General features: G+C 70.5%; 12 protein-coding genes. 5 read left to right on the forward strand and 7 right to left on the reverse strand.

Annotated features, from left to right (window positions below; all coding sequences use genetic code 11):
* Positions 1–50 precede the first annotated feature (50 nt).
* Positions 51–1,091: an NADP-dependent oxidoreductase gene (locus tag ACIQI8_RS18320; protein ID WP_402351201.1), complete on the forward strand. Its 1,041-nt coding sequence runs from the start codon at positions 51–53 to the stop codon at positions 1,089–1,091.
* Between the two features lie 30 nt (positions 1,092–1,121).
* Here ACIQI8_RS18320 and pruA read toward each other — a convergent pair whose 3' ends face one another.
* Positions 1,122–2,753: an L-glutamate gamma-semialdehyde dehydrogenase gene (gene pruA, locus ACIQI8_RS18325; RefSeq protein ID WP_402351204.1), complete on the reverse strand. Its 1,632-nt coding sequence runs from the start codon at positions 2,751–2,753 to the stop codon at positions 1,122–1,124.
* A gap of 59 nt (positions 2,754–2,812) precedes the next feature.
* Complete coding sequence (locus ACIQI8_RS18330; protein WP_402351207.1) at positions 2,813–3,739, reverse strand: proline dehydrogenase family protein; 927 nt, start codon at positions 3,737–3,739, stop codon at positions 2,813–2,815.
* 133 nt (positions 3,740–3,872) lie between these two features.
* On the opposite strand from ACIQI8_RS18330, the gene ACIQI8_RS18335 reads away from it, so the two are divergent.
* The gene (locus ACIQI8_RS18335) at positions 3,873–5,093 is read left to right on the forward strand and encodes a PucR family transcriptional regulator (protein ID WP_402351210.1); all 1,221 of its coding nucleotides are present in this window, start codon (positions 3,873–3,875) and stop codon (positions 5,091–5,093) included.
* Positions 5,094–5,095: 2 nt separating this feature from the next.
* Entirely contained in the window at positions 5,096–5,767 is a 672-nt protein-coding gene (locus ACIQI8_RS18340; RefSeq protein ID WP_402351213.1) for an HAD family hydrolase, read from the forward strand.
* A gap of 9 nt (positions 5,768–5,776) precedes the next feature.
* On the opposite strand, the gene ACIQI8_RS18345 is transcribed toward ACIQI8_RS18340, so the two are convergent.
* Complete coding sequence (locus tag ACIQI8_RS18345) at positions 5,777–7,192, reverse strand: PLP-dependent aminotransferase family protein (RefSeq protein ID WP_402351216.1); 1,416 nt, start codon at positions 7,190–7,192, stop codon at positions 5,777–5,779.
* Positions 7,193–7,239: 47 nt separating this feature from the next.
* Here ACIQI8_RS18345 and ACIQI8_RS18350 point away from each other — a divergent pair, with 47 nt between their 5' ends.
* The gene (locus ACIQI8_RS18350) at positions 7,240–8,598 is read left to right on the forward strand and encodes an MFS transporter (RefSeq protein WP_402351219.1); all 1,359 of its coding nucleotides are present in this window, start codon (positions 7,240–7,242) and stop codon (positions 8,596–8,598) included.
* On the opposite strand, the gene ACIQI8_RS18355 is transcribed toward ACIQI8_RS18350, so the two are convergent.
* Complete coding sequence (locus tag ACIQI8_RS18355) at positions 8,555–9,136, reverse strand: TetR/AcrR family transcriptional regulator (protein ID WP_402351222.1); 582 nt, start codon at positions 9,134–9,136, stop codon at positions 8,555–8,557. The genes ACIQI8_RS18350 and ACIQI8_RS18355 overlap by 44 nt on opposite strands.
* Positions 9,137–9,233: 97 nt before the next feature.
* Between ACIQI8_RS18355 and ACIQI8_RS18360 the strand changes: the two genes are divergently transcribed.
* Positions 9,234–10,739, forward strand: coding sequence for an MFS transporter (locus ACIQI8_RS18360; protein ID WP_402351224.1), 1,506 nt, complete (start codon positions 9,234–9,236; stop codon positions 10,737–10,739).
* Positions 10,740–10,796: 57 nt separating this feature from the next.
* On the opposite strand, the gene serA is transcribed toward ACIQI8_RS18360, so the two are convergent.
* From serA to ilvN, 3 genes are all read right to left on the reverse strand, one after another.
* A complete protein-coding gene (gene serA / locus ACIQI8_RS18365) occupies positions 10,797–12,386 on the reverse strand; it encodes a phosphoglycerate dehydrogenase (protein ID WP_402351227.1) in 1,590 nt (529 codons plus the stop codon).
* A gap of 229 nt (positions 12,387–12,615) precedes the next feature.
* Entirely contained in the window at positions 12,616–13,614 is a 999-nt protein-coding gene (gene ilvC, locus ACIQI8_RS18370; RefSeq protein ID WP_123997555.1) for a ketol-acid reductoisomerase, read from the reverse strand.
* 109 nt (positions 13,615–13,723) lie between these two features.
* The gene (ilvN, locus tag ACIQI8_RS18375; RefSeq protein WP_123997556.1) at positions 13,724–14,251 is read right to left on the reverse strand and encodes an acetolactate synthase small subunit; all 528 of its coding nucleotides are present in this window, start codon (positions 14,249–14,251) and stop codon (positions 13,724–13,726) included.
* Positions 14,252–14,255 lie beyond the last annotated feature (4 nt).

The raw sequence follows: 14,255 nt of genomic DNA on the forward strand, positions 1-14,255 counted from the left end.
CCCCGCCACCACCTGCCCCTATGCGAGCGGCTCATGGATCCGCCCGTCCCATGAACCCAACCCCCTGCCCGCGCCGGCCATTCCTGCCTACGGTCACCCCCATGACCGCGCTCACCGTGCACCAGACCGCCCGCCCCACCGGCTTCCCGACCCCCGACCACTTCCGCTTCACCGAAACGCCCGTCCCCTCCCCCGCGCCCGGCACGGCCGTGGTCGAGAACCTCTACTGGTCGGTCGACCCCTACCACCGCGAAATGATGGACGGGGACTTCGAGTTGAACGCCCCGCTGGAGGGCCGCGCGCTGGGCCGGATCACCGCCTCGCGCGAACCGTCCCTGCCCGAGGGCGAGATCGTGTTCCACCGCAAGGGCTGGCGGACCCACTCGGTGGTGTCCCCGGCCGAGGTGAGACGGCTCCCCCGGCACGAAGGCGTGCCCCTCTCCGCGTACTTGAGCGTTCTCGGCGGCACGGGCCTGACGGCATACGTCGGCCTCACCCGTATCGCGCGACTCCGCGAGGGCGACGACGTGTTCGTCTCCGCGGCGGCGGGCGGAGTCGGCACGGCGACCGGCCGCTTCGCCCGGCTGCTGGGCGCGGGCCGCCTCATCGGCAGCGCGGGCTCGACGGAAAAGGTGACCTACCTGACGGAACAGGTGGGTTACGACGAGGCCTTCGACTACCGCACCGCCCCCGTCGCCGAACTCCTCACCAAGGCGGCCCCCGACGGCATCGACCTCTTCGTCGACAACGTCGGCGGCGACCATCTGGGCGCGGCGGTGGGCGCGTTGCGCGAACACGGACGGGTCGTGCGCGTCGGCACGGTCGGCCAGTACAACACCCCCGAGGCTCCCCCAGCCGTCTTCAACCACGCCGACGTCGTGGAGAAGAGCCTGCGCATCGAGGGCTTCCTGGTGCGCAACCACCTCGACGCCCAGCAGGAGTTGTACGACTTCGCCGTCCCTCACCTGCTCAGCGGGGCACTCGCCCCGGACGAGACGGTGATCGCCGGCTTCGACCGGATCGTGGAGGCGTTCCTGCTGATGCTGCGGGGCGGGAACACGGGCAAGACATTGGTGCGGGCCGGGTCCTGAGGACCCGGCCCGATCACCTGCGGGGCACGGTCAGCCCATGTGCGGGTACCCGTAGTCGGTCGGTGCGACCAGGGTCTCCTTGATGGCGCGGGTCAGGGTCCAGCGCATCAGGTTCTGGGGGGCGCCGGCCTTGTCGTTGGTGCCGGAGGCGCGGCCGCCGCCGAAGGGCTGCTGGCCGACGACGGCGCCGGTGGACTTGTCGTTGATGTAGAAGTTGCCGGCCGCGTAGCGCAGCTTCTCCATCGTGTACGCGGCCGCCGCGCGGTCGTTGGAGATGACCGAGCCGGTCAGCGCGTAGTCGGAGACCGACTCCATCTGGGTCAGCATCTCGTCGTAGTTCTCGTCCTCGTAGACGTGCACGGCGAGGAACGGGCCGAAGTACTCGGTGCGGAAGACCTCGTTGTCGGGGTCGCTGCACTCGACGACGGTCGGGCGGACGAAGTAGCCCACCGAGTCGTCGTACGAACCGCCCGCGACGATCGTGCAGTTGGGGTCCGCCTTCGCGCGGTCGATGGCCGCCTTGTTCTTGGCGAACGCGCGCTCGTCGATGACCGCGCCGATGAAGTTGGCGAGGTCGGTGACATCACCCATGGTCAGGTAGTCGACCTCGGCCGCGAACTCCTCCTTGAAACCGGAGTTCCAGATGGAGGCCGGGATGTAGGCGCGCGAGGTGGCGCTGCACTTCTGGCCCTGGTACTCGAAGGCGCCACGGGTCAGCGCCGTCTTCAGTACCGCCTTGTCCGCGCTCGGGTGGGCGACGAGGAAGTCCTTGCCGCCGGTCTCGCCGACCAGGCGCGGGTAGGAGCGGTACTTCTCGATGTTGTTGCCGACCGTCTTCCACAGGTACTGGAAGGTCTTGGTCGAACCGGTGAAGTGGATGCCGGCCAGGTCCCGGTGCTCCAGGGCGACCTTGGAGACCTCGATGCCGTCGCCGGTGACGAGGTTGATGACGCCCTTGGGCAGGCCCGCCTCCTCCAGCAACTGCAGGAGCAGCACGGCCGCGTGGGTCTGCGTCGGGGACGGCTTCCAGACCACGACGTTGCCCATGAGAGCCGGAGCCGTCGGCAAGTTGCCCGCGATCGCCGTGAAGTTGAAGGGTGTGATCGCGTAGACGAAGCCTTCGAGCGGGCGGTGGTCGAGGCGGTTCCAGACGCCCGGGGAGTTCGCCGGGGGCTGCTCGGCGAGCAGGTCGCGGGCGTACTTGACGTTGAAGCGCCAGAAGTCGACGAGCTCGCAGGGGCAGTCGATCTCGGCCTGCTGGGCGGTCTTGGACTGGCCGAGCATCGTGGACGCGGCGAGGGTCTCGCGCCAAGGGCCGGAGAGCAGTTCGGCGGCGCGCAGGATGATCGCGGCGCGGTCGTCGAAGGCCATCGCGCGCCAGGCGGGCGCCGCGGCGAGGGCCGCGTCGATCGCGTCCTGGGCGTCGGCCTGGGTGGCGTTGGCGTACGTGCCCAGCCGCGCCTTGTGGTTGTGCGGCTGGACGACGTCGACGCGCTCGCCGCCGCCCATCCGCCGCTCGCCGCCGATGGTCATCGGCAGGTCGATCGGGTTCTCGGCCAGCTCCTTGAGCTTGGCCTCAAGACGGGCCCGCTCGGGCGAGCCGGGGGCGTAGCCGTGCACCGGCTCGTTGACGGGGGTGGGGACCTGGGTCACAGCGTCCATGGGAACCGTAACTCCTTGTACGTGAGCGGGTGTTGGGGACAATCCCTGGTCGGCCTCGGTCAGCCCTTGGTGAGGGTCGAGCGAGCGAAGAAGAGGAGGTTGGCCGGCTTCTCCGCCAGGCGGCGCATGAAGTAGCCGTACCAGTCGGTGCCGTAGGCCGTGTAGACGCGCATGCGGTGGCCCTCGGCGGCGAGGCGCAGATGCTCCTCGCTCCTGATTCCGTACAGCATCTGGAACTCGTACTCGTCGAGCTTGCGCCCGGCGCGCCGGGCGAGTTCCTGGCCGATGGAGATGATCCGCGGGTCGTGGGACCCGATCATCGGGTACCCGGAGCCCTCCATCAGGATCCGCAGGGTCCGGACGTACGCCTTGTCGATCTCGTGTTTCTGCTGGTAGGCGACCTCGGCGGGCTCCTTGTACGCGCCCTTCACGAGCCGGACGCGGCTGCCGGCCTCGGCGAGGCGGCGGGCGTCGGTCTCGGTGCGGAAGAGGTAGGCCTGGATGACGCAGCCGGTCTGCGGGAAGTCCTTCCGCAGTTCCTCGTGGATCGCGAACATCGAGTCGAGGGTGGTGTGGTCCTCGGCGTCGAGCGTGACGGTCGTACCGATGGCGGCGGCGGCCTCGACGACGGGCCGGACGTTGGCGAGGGCGAGTTCGTGCCCGCCGGGCAGCGCCTGTCCGAACATCGACAGCTTGATGGACATCTCGGCCCGCGTACCGAGTTCGAGTTCCTTGAGCCGGTCGACGAGGAGGAGGTAGGCGTCGCGGGCGGCGGCGGCCTGCTCGGGGGTGGTGATGTCCTCGCCGACGACGTCCATCGTCAGCTCGAGACCCTTGTCGGTGAGGTCCTGGATGATCGGCACGATCTCGTCCACGGTCTCACCGGGGATGAAGCGGTCGACGACCTGCTTGGTCACCGGTGCCGCCGAGATCAGCCGGCGCATCCGGTCGCTGCGCGAGGCGGCGAGAATCACGGGACCCAGCACGGGGGTACCTCCAGGCAGTCGGACATAAGGGGAACCACCGTGAAACCTAGGGTTGTCTCCGATCGTCGGCCATCGACAGCTGTCACGCATCCGTGCCGCGGATCTCAGACAGATGTATGAAGGCACGGCGCGAATGCGGGAGAATGCCCGGGTGACATCCGATTCCACGGGCGACTACCAGGAACTGGTCGACGAGATCTCGGAGCTCCTCGGCGCCCCGGCGACCCTGGAGAACCGCGACTTCGAGCTGATCGCCTTCGGTGCGTACGACAGTGAGGGCGATCTCGACGCGTCCGCGCTGGACCCCGTACGCACCCGTTCGATCCTGACCCGGCGCTCCACGGCCACGGTCCGCACGTGGTTCGAGGGCTTCGGCATCACCCGCGCCACCGGTCCGGTCCATATCCCGCGCACCCCCGAGGCGGGGGTCTATCGCGGCCGGATCTGCCTCCCCGTCCGCCACCGCGGTGTCGTCCTCGGCTACGTCTGGCTCCTGGAGGACGAGCCCGGCCCCACCGAGGAGCAGCTGACGGCGGCCATGCGGGTGACCGCCCGGATCGGCGACCTCCTCGCCGACGAGGCACAGCACGGGGCGGACCTGACCCGGGAGCTGCGTGCGGTGCTGACGGCGGAGCGCGGCTGGCAGCTGGACATGGCGGTGGCGGAGCTGCGGACGGCGCTCGGCGCCCGTGCCGAGTCCCGCTACGCGGTCGTCTGCGTGACCCCTTGGCCCTACGCCGACCCGAACGACGCCCCCTCGGTCCGTACGGTGCCGGGGGCGACGGCGCTGTGCACGATGCCGTGGGGAGCGACGGCCACGTCCCTGGCCCTCCTCGTCCGCCTACGGACGGCTGACGTGCTGACCCCGGCGACATCGGCGGCGGGCCGCCTGCTGGAACAGGCACGCCGGACAGGGACGGCGACGGCATCCGCCGGGGAGCCGGCGGCCGCCGCCGGTGTCGCTCCCCTCCACGCCGGGCTCGTCGAGCTGGGCGCGGCCTGGCGACAGGCTTCGGCCGCCGCCCGGGCCGCCCTCGCGGAACCCCGCCTCGGCCCGATCGCCGAGTGGTCGTCCATCGGCCCGTACCGCCTGCTGACCGCCCTGCCCGCGGAGGCGGCGCACGACCCCGCCGTACGCGCCCTCCTCGCCCCCGCCCACCACGAACTGGCCCGCACGGCGGAGATCTACCTCGACTGCGCGGGCCAGGCCGGCCGCACCGCCGCGGAACTCGGCATCCACCGCCAGACCCTGTACTACCGCCTCTCCCGCGTGGAACAGCTCACGGGCCTGGACCTCGACGACGGGGAGGACCGGCTGCTGCTGCACATGGGGTTGAAGGGGGCGCGGCTGTAGCCATGCCCCTGCTGATGATCGACCTCGACAACACGCTGATCGACCGCGACGCCGCCTTCCGGGCGGCAGCCGGTGCCTTCCTCGCCGAGCAGGCACTGCCCGCCACCGACCTCGCCTGGCTGACGACCCTGGACGCGAGCGGCTACACGCCCCGCGAGGAGGTCGCCAGGGCCATGATCGAGCGATACGGCGAAAGCGGCGGTTGCGGCGAACACGGCACGGAAGACCTCGGCACAGCCGTCCACGCCCTGCTCGACGGGGGCGCCGCCGACCGCGTCACCCTCGCCGACGCCACCCGTGACGCACTCCGCGAGGCCGTCTCGGCCGGCTGGACCTGCGTGATCGTCAGCAATGGCCGGGTCGCCCAGCAGGAGACGAAGATCCGGCGCACCGGCCTCGACCGGCTCGTGCACGGGTGGGTGATCTCCGAGGCGGTCGGCCACAAGAAGCCCGCACCGGAGATCTTCCGCGCGGCGGCGGACACCGTCGGGGCACCCCTGAAGGGCGCCTGGATGATCGGCGACTCGGCACACGCCGACGTCCTCGGCGCATCGGGCGTGGGCGCGCGCAGCGTCTGGGTGTCGGGCGGACGGTCATGGACGGAAGCGGCGTACGGGCCTACCCGGATCGCACCGGACGCGGCGACCGCCGTCCGTCACCTGCTCGTCGGCTGACGCCGTCCGTCACCTGCTCGTCGGCTGAAGCAGCTCCGCCACCGCCGTGATGCCCTCCGTGATCCCACGGTCCGTCACATTGCCGAATCCGAGGACCAGTTGGGGCGGAGCCGTCGCCCCCGAGGTCCGGCACGCGCTCATGCCGTACAGGCCGACTCCGCGCGTGCGGGCCTGGCTTACGACCGTCTGCTCGTCCGTGTCCGGCGTGAGGTGGGCCACGGCGTGGAAGCCTGCCGCGAGGACCGACAGGCGTACCGCCGGGGCGTGTTGGGCGAGGGCGTCGACCAGGGCGGTGCGGCGGGTCGCGTACAGGGTGCGCATGCGGCGCAGGTGGCGGTCGTAGCGGCCGGACTCGATCAGGCGGGCGAGGGCGAGCTGGTCGAGGGTGGGTGAGCCGCGGTCGGCGATGTTCTTGAGGTCGGTGAGCGGTCCGGTCAGCGCGGGTGGGGACAGGAGCCAGCCGATGCGCAGGGCGGGGGCGAGCGACTTGCTCACCGTGCCGATGGAGATCACGCGGTCGGCCGCCAACCCCTGGAGGGCGCCGACCGGTTCGCGGTCGTAGCGGAACTCCGCGTCGTAGTCGTCCTCGATGACGTACGCGTCCCTGCGTGCCGCCCATGCGACCAACTCATGTCTGCGCTCCGGCGCGAGCACCACCCCGGTCGGCCATTGGTGCGCCGGAGTCACGATCACCGCGCGGGCACCGGTGGCGTCCAACTCCCGTACGTCGAGGCCCGATTCGTCGACCGGCACGGGGACCGCCGCCAACCCGGCCGCGTCCGCCGCCGCCTCCGCCGTGGCCGGGCCGCCCGGGTCCTCGTACGCCACGACCCGCACGCCGGCCCGGGCCAGGACGCGCAGGGTCAGGGCGAGGCCCTGGGCGTAGCCGGAGCAGACGAGGGTGTGCGCGGGGTCGGCGGCGGCTCCGCGCACCCGGCGCAGATAGCCGGCCACGATCTCGCGCAGGGCCGAACTCCCGCGCGGATCCCCGTAGTCGAGGTCCGCGACCGGCATGGCCCGGGCCGCCTCCCTGGTCGCCCACAGCCAGTCCGAGACCGGGAAGGAGCCGAGGTCCGGGACGCCGTGGCGGAAGTCGGCGAGGGGGTGGGGGGTGGGGCCGAGCCGCGGTGTCTCGGGCGCCCGCCTCACCTGCGCGCACGCCGCCACGCGCGTGGCCGAGCCGACCCGGGTCACCAGGTAGCCCTCGGCCTGGAGTTGGGCGTAGCAGTCCTGCACGAGACCGCGGGACAGGCCCAGTTCGCGGGCGAGTTCACGGGAGGACGGGAGACGTTCGCCGGCCTGCAGCCGGCCCGAGCGGATGGCGTCGCGCAACTGCCGTTCCAACTGCGCGCACAACCGCTCCCCGCCGTCCCGGTCGACGGCCAGGAGCACCTCGGGTGACAAACCGGCCCACTGCACTGGCATGGAATTGGAGCTTACCGGCGATCCGGTCGGTCTCTAACGTCGCTGGTATGACGACTTCGCCGAACACCCCGCCCTCGACTTCGACAAACACCCCGCCCCCGACCTCGCCGAACACCCCGTCCTCGGCCTCGGTGGACGCCCCTGCCCCGACGTCCGGCCGTCCGCCCCTGCTCAGCCGCCCCCTCCTCCTCCGCTTCGTCAGCATGATCGGCGCGAGTCTCAGCTTCTTCCTGCTGCTGTCGGTGGTCCCCGCCTACGCGGCCGAGACGGGCGGCGGCGGTGCGGCGGGCCTGGCCACGGGTTCCCTGATGGCGGCCACGGTCCTCGGCGAGCTGATCACCCCGAGGCTCGTCGCCCGCCACGGATACCGGACCGTCCTGATGTCCGGCCTGTTCCTGCTCGGCGCCCCCGCCCTGGTCCTGACCGTCTCCGGGAACGTGGCGTGGATCGTGGCCGTGTGTCTCGTCCGCGGACTCGGTTTCGCGCTGACGATCGTCGCGGGCGGTGCCCTGACCGCCACGCTGATCCCGGCCGAACGCCGGGGCGAGGGGCTGGCGTTGGTGGGTGTGGTGTCCGGCGTGCCGTCGCTGGTCGCGCTGCCGCTGGGCCTGTGGCTGGCAGGGCACATCGGGTACGGGACGGTCGCCGTGATCGGCGGGGTCGCCGCGCTGGCCGCCGTCGTCTCCGTACTCGGACTGCCGGACCGGCAGCCGAAGTCGGAGGAATCGGTAGGGGTGTTCCGGGGACTGCGCACGGGCGCCCTGCTCCGGCCCGTCATCGTGTTCGCGGCCACCGCCACGGCCACCGGGATCCTGGTCACCTTCCTGCCGCTGGCCGTGCCGTCGGCGTCGGCAGGGGTGGTCGCGGTGGCCCTCTTCGTACAGCCGGCGTCCTCGACGCTGTTCCGCTGGCTGTCGGGTCGCTACGGCGACCGGCACGGCAGCGCCCGTCTCGTCCTGCCCGGCCTGCTCCTGTCCGCCGCCGGGCTGTTGATCACCGCCGCGACCGGCAGCGCGATCGCCGTCGTCACGGGCGCCGCCGTCTTCGGAGCCGGCTTCGGCCTCGCCCAGAACGCCACCCTGACCCTGATGTACGCCCGTGTCTCCGCATCCTCGTTCGGCACGGTCAGCGCACTGTGGAACCTCGCCTACGACGGCGGCATGGGCGTCGGCGCCGCGGGCTTCGGCATCCTGGCGGGCGTCACCGGGTACCCGTGGGCGTTCGCCGTGACGGCACTGCTGATGCTGGGGGCGCTCGCCCCGGCACTGCGCGACCGCCGGATCACCACCGCCGTCACCGCATCCACCGCGGCATCCGCCGGAGTCGCCGCATCCGCCGGCGCCCCCTCGTCCGCGGGCGCCGTCACCGCCGTACACCCTCCAGTACCTGACGCAGACCCTCGGTGAGCCGCTCGCCGTCCGGTGCGGTCTTCGGGTCGAAGGTCCATTGCGCGATGAGTCCGGTGATCAGCGTCATGTAGAAGCCGCCGAGGGAGTCCGCGGTCTCGTCCGGGACGTCCGCCTCGGGCACGCTCGTCATCAGCGCGACCATGCCCCGCCCGCCCTCGCGCTGGGCCCGGGCCAACTGGTCGCGCACCTCCGGCATCTTGTCGCCCATCGTCACGACCTCCATGCCGAGCCGCCACATCGAACCGGGCTCGCTCATGGTGGAGACGATGTTCGCGAAGACCGCCCGGAACCGCTCCAGGGAACCGGGCGCACCGGCCATCTCCCCTCCCTCGGCCCCATCGAAGCCGTCGGCCGCCCGCTCCACCAGCGCGAGGTAGGCCTGCGCGAGCAGCGCGTCCTTCGAGCCGTAGTGGTAGCCGATGGACGCCAGGTTGGTCCCCGACTCCTTCACGATGTCGCGCGCCGTCGTCCGCGCGAACCCCTTCTCCAACAGGCAGCGCTTGGCGCCTTCGAGCAGATCCTCACGGTGTCCCATGCGGAACAGGCTAACCCGATTCCATACGGCCGTCCTAGACAAACGATTTATACAGTCGTTCTAGACAACCGTTTAATACGTCCGTACAGTTCCTGGCATGACAACGACTTCCGCACCTCCCGTACGTGCAGGCCGCCGTGAATGGACCGCGCTCGGCGTGCTGATGCTCCCCCTGCTGCTGGTCTCGATGGACGTCTCGGTCCTCTACTTCGCCATCCCCTCGATCAGCGCCGACCTCGAACCCAGCGGCACCCAGCAGCTGTGGATCTTCGACATCTACGCCTTCGTGCTGGCCGGCCTGCTGATGACGATGGGCTCGATCGGCGACCGCGTCGGCCGCCGCAGGCTCCTCCTCATCGGCGCCGCCGCCTTCGGCACCGCCTCCCTGATCGCGGCCTACGCGAACAGCGCCGAGACCCTCATCGCGGCGCGCGCGGTGCTCGGCCTCGGCGGCGCGACCCTGATGCCGTCGACCATGGCGCTGATCCGCACGATGTTCACCGACTCCGGCCAGCGCGCGAAGGCGATCGGTCTGTGGTCCGGCGTGATGACCGCCGGCATCGCGCTCGGCTCGGTGCTCAGCGGCGTACTCGTCCAGTACTTCTGGTGGGGCTCGGTCTTCCTGATCAACCTGCCGGCCATGGCGCTGCTGCTGGTCATCGGCCCGTTCCTGCTCCCCGAGTCGAAGGACCCGAACCCCGGCCGCTTCGACTGGCCGAGCGTCCCCCTCTCGATGGCCGCCGTGCTCCCCGTCATCTACGGCCTCAAGGAGATCCCGTCCGAGGGCTGGCACATCCAGTACGTCGCCTCGATCGCCGTCGGCCTGCTCTTCGCGGCCCTCTTCGTCCACCGCCAGCGCACCGCGGCCTCACCGATGATCGACCGGGCCCTGTTCCGCGGCCGCGGCTTCGCGCCCTCGGTCGCCCTCAACCTCATCGCCTCGTTCGCCATGATGGGCTCGGCCTTCTTCACCACGCAGTACCTGCAGTCGGTGCTCGGCAAGAGCGCGATGGAGGCGGCCCTGTGGGCGCTGCTCCCCTCGGTGCCGATCGGCATGGCGGCCCCGCTGGCGACCAGCCTCGTCCAGAAGGGCGTCAACCGCGCCTACGTCGTCACCGCGGGCTTCGCGATCGGCGCGGCCGGCTACGCGCTCCTGTCCCTCGCCGGCACCGACTCCCTCTGGCTCGTCCTGATCGCCTGCGGCGTCCTCGCCTCCGGGATCGTCATGGTCATCTCCCAGATCACCGACCTCGCGATGAGCAGCGCGCCGGTGGAGCGGGCGGGCTCGGCGTCCTCACTGATGGAGACGGGCGCGGAGTTCGGCGGCGCGCTCGGGATGGCGGTCCTCGGCTCCATCGGTACGGCCATCTACCGCCACGACATTCCGGGTTCGGCCCCGGCAGCGGCCCACGAGACGCTGGGCGGAGCGCTGGCCATCGCCCACCGACTGCCGGGGCACACGGGAGATGCCCTGGCGACGGCGGCCCGCGAGGCGTTCACCAACGGCATGCAGGGAGCCTCGATCGCGGGGGCGGTACTGCTGGCGGGGGCTGCGGTGCTGGCGGCGGGGGCGCTGCGGGGGATCCACGTCAGCGACAAGTAGGAGACACGCAAACGCCGGACGGGCATCTCAGCCCGTCCGGCGTTTACTCGTTCTGCGTCAGACCAGGTTCACCGAGCGGGCGAACGTGGCCCCGATCTCCACCTCGACCTCGCCCAACACCCCGGAGGGAACCGTGTCGTCGACCGTCAGGATGGCCAGTGCCTCGCCGCCCGCGACGGACCGCGAGACCTGCATGCCGGCGATGTTGATCCCGGACTCACCGAAGATACGGCCCACCGTGCCGACGACACCGGGACGGTCCTCGTACCGCAGGACGACCATGTGGTCGGCGAGCGCGAGGTCGACGTCGTACTCGCCGACGGCCACGATCTTCTGCAGGTTCTTCGGGCCGGCCAGCGTGCCGGAGACGGAGACCTCCTCGCCGCTGCCGAGGGTGCCGCGGACGACGACCACGTTGCGGTGGTCGCTCGACTCCGAGCTGGTCGTCAGCCGCACCTCGACGCCGCGCTCCTGCGCGAACAGCGGGGCGTTGACGTACGACACCGTCTCGTCGACGACGTCCTCGAACACGCCCTTGAGCGCGGAGAGTTCGAGCACCTTGACGTCGTGCTGGGTGATCTCGCCGTAGACCTCGACGTCGAGGCGGACCGCGACCTCACCGGCGAGCGCGGTGAAGATGCGGCCCAGGCGCTCGGCGAGCGGCAGGCCGGGCTTGACGTCCTCGGCGATGACACCGCCCTGCACGTTGACCGCGTCCGGGACCAGCTCACCGGCGAGGGCGAGCCGTACGGAACGGGCCACCGCGATACCGGCCTTCTCCTGCGCCTCGTCCGTGGAGGCGCCGAGGTGCGGGGTGGCGACGACCTGGTCGAACTCGAAGAGCGGGGAGTCCGTGCAGGGCTCCTTCGCGTACACGTCGAGGCCCGCGCCGGCGACCCGGCCCTCCTTGAGCGCCGAGTACAGCGCCTCCTCGTCGACGATCCCGCCGCGCGCGGCGTTGACGATGCGCACGCTCGGCTTGACCTTGCGCAGCGCCTCGTCGCCGATCAGGCCGACGGTCTCGGGGGTCTTGGGCAGGTGCACGGTGATGAAGTCGGAGACCTCGAGCAGCTCGTCCAGGGTCAGCACCTTGACGCCCATCTGCGCGGCCCGCGCGGGCTGCACGTAGGGGTCGTAGGCGACGACCTTCATGCCGAAGCCGGACATGCGCTGCGCGACGAGCGCGCCGATGCGGCCGAGACCGACGACGCCGAGGGTCTTCTCGGCGAGTTCGACGCCCGTGTACTTGCTGCGCTTCCACTCGCCGTTCTTCAGCGCGGAGTTGGCCTGCGGGATGTGGCGGGCCGTGGCGAGGATGAGACCGCAGGCGAGTTCGGCGGCGGTCACGATGTTGGAGGTCGGGGCGTTGACGACCATCACGCCGGCCTTGGTGGCGGCGGAGACGTCCACGTTGTCGAGGCCGACGCCGGCTCGTGCGACGACCTTCAGCTTGTGCGCCGCGGCGACCGCCTCGGCGTCCACCTTGGTGGCGGAGCGGATGAGAATGGCGTCGACGTCGGCGATGGCCGGGAGCAGTTCGGCTCGATCCGCTCCGTTGCAGTGCCGGATCTCGAAGTCCGGGCCAAGCGCGTCCACGGTCGCCGGCGACAGTTCTTCGGCGATGAGTACGACAGGTTTCGAGCTCACGTGAGTCCTCACATGTCCATTGCGGACGGCCGTCCCGACGGCCGCAGGCGGTGGAGGTACGGGCCGCGTGGAGACGCACGACGCTGTGGGCCTGACGCGTATGTAGTACGGCAGTGTAGTGGCGCGCCGACAGTCGTCTTACGCCGCTGCGGAAGGATCACCCGTCCGTGATCGGACGGGTTGGACAAAGGGGCCGGAGCCCACGCTCCGGCCCCTCGACCCTTGGGACCTACGCCTCTTCGTCGACCCAGCTCATCAGCTTGCGGAGCTGCTTGCCGGTCGTCTCCAGCAGGGACTCGGCGTCCTTCTGCTTGTACTCGTTGTACTTCTTCAGGCCCCCGTGGTACTCGGCCATCCACTCACGGGCGAAGGAACCGTCCTGGATCTCGGCGAGGACCTGCTTCATCGTCGCCTTGGTCTCGTCTGTGATGATCCGCGGGCCGGTGACGTAGTCGCCCCACTCCGCGGTCTCGGAGATCGACCAGCGCATCTTCTCCAGGCCGCCCTCGTACATGAGGTCGACGATCAGCTTCAGCTCGTGCAGGCACTCGAAGTACGCGATCTCGGGCTGGTAGCCGGCCTCGGTCAGCGTCTCGAAACCGGCCTTGACCAGCGCGGCCGTACCACCGCAGAGAACCGCCTGCTCACCGAAGAGGTCGGTCTCGGTCTCCTCGGTGAAGGTCGTCTTGATGACGCCGGCGCGGGTGCCGCCGATGCCCTTGGCGTACGACAGCGCGAGCGCGAAGCCGTTGCCGGTCGCGTCCTGCTCGACGGCCGCGATACACGGAACGCCGCGGCCCTCCTCGTACTGGCGGCGCACGAGGTGGCCCGGGCCCTTGGGGGCGACCATGCAGACGTCGACGCCGGCCGGGGGCTTGATGAAGTCGAAGCGGATGTTCAGGCCGTGGCCGAAGAACAGCGCGTCGCCGTCGTTCAGGTTGGGGGCGATGTGCTCCTCGTAGACCTGGGCCTGGATCGGGTCCGGGACGAGGATCATGATGACGTCGGCCCAGGCGGAGGCCTCGGTCGGGTTGAGCACGGTCAGACCCTGCTCCTCGGCCTTGGCCTTGGACTTGGAGCCCTCGTGCAGGCCGACTCGGACGTCGACACCCGAGTCACGCAGCGACAGCGCGTGGGCGTGGCCCTGGCTGCCGTATCCGATGACCGCGACCTTGCGGCCCTGGATGATGGACAGGTCGGCGTCGGCGTCGTAGAACAGCTCGGCCACTTTGGGTTCTCTCCTTGAGTGCAGGTGTTGCGTCCCACCGTATGACGGCGGGCGTCATCGAAGTCCGGGGGTCTCGGCATGCGGGCGGCCGGGCCGCCCGCACACGTCCTTACGCGGAGCGGTCCAGGGCGCGCAGCGAGCGGTCGGTGATGGAGCGCGCGCCCCGGCCGATCGCGATGGTGCCGGACTGGACCAGCTCCTTGATGCCGAACGGCTCCAGCATCTTGAGCATGGCGGACAGCTTCTCGTTGCTGCCGGTGGCCTCGATCGTGACGGCCTCAGGGGAGACGTCGACGGTCTTGGCGCGGAACAGCTGGACGATCTCGACGATCTGGGAGCGCGTCTCGTTGTCGGCGCGCACCTTCACCAGAACGAGTTCGCGCTGAACCGCCGAACCCGGCTCCAGTTCGACGATCTTCAGCACGTTGACGAGCTTGTTGAGCTGCTTGGTGACCTGTTCGAGGGGGAGTTCCTCGATGACGTTCACCACGATGGTGATGCGGGAGATGTCGGGGTGCTCGGTGACACCGACGGCGAGGGAGTCGATGTTGAATCCGCGCCGGGAGAACAGGGCGGTGATCCGGGCGAGGACACCGGGCTTGTTCTCGACGAGGACGGAGAGGGTGTGCTTGCTCATGGGT

The organism is Streptomyces sp. NPDC092369 (assembly GCF_044755245.1).
Classification (GTDB): Bacteria; Actinomycetota; Actinomycetes; order Streptomycetales; family Streptomycetaceae; genus Streptomyces.

What these genes read in the sequence shown, in the direction of transcription:
- ACIQI8_RS18340 (WP_402351213.1), top strand. Translation starts at nt 5,096, where the DNA reads ATGCCCCTGCTGATGATCGACCTCGACAACACGCTGATCGACCGCGAC.
- pruA (WP_402351204.1), bottom strand. Translation starts at nt 2,753, where the DNA reads ATGGACGCTGTGACCCAGGTCCCCACCCCCGTCAACGAGCCGGTGCAC.
- ACIQI8_RS18335 (WP_402351210.1), top strand. Translation starts at nt 3,873, where the DNA reads ATGCGGGAGAATGCCCGGGTGACATCCGATTCCACGGGCGACTACCAG.
- ACIQI8_RS18355 (WP_402351222.1), bottom strand. Translation starts at nt 9,136, where the DNA reads ATGGGACACCGTGAGGATCTGCTCGAAGGCGCCAAGCGCTGCCTGTTG.
- ACIQI8_RS18350 (WP_402351219.1), top strand. Translation starts at nt 7,240, where the DNA reads ATGACGACTTCGCCGAACACCCCGCCCTCGACTTCGACAAACACCCCG.
- ACIQI8_RS18320 (WP_402351201.1), top strand. Translation starts at nt 51, where the DNA reads ATGAACCCAACCCCCTGCCCGCGCCGGCCATTCCTGCCTACGGTCACC.
- ilvN (WP_123997556.1), bottom strand. Translation starts at nt 14,251, where the DNA reads ATGAGCAAGCACACCCTCTCCGTCCTCGTCGAGAACAAGCCCGGTGTC.
- ACIQI8_RS18360 (WP_402351224.1), top strand. Translation starts at nt 9,234, where the DNA reads ATGACAACGACTTCCGCACCTCCCGTACGTGCAGGCCGCCGTGAATGG.
- ACIQI8_RS18345 (WP_402351216.1), bottom strand. Translation starts at nt 7,192, where the DNA reads ATGCCAGTGCAGTGGGCCGGTTTGTCACCCGAGGTGCTCCTGGCCGTC.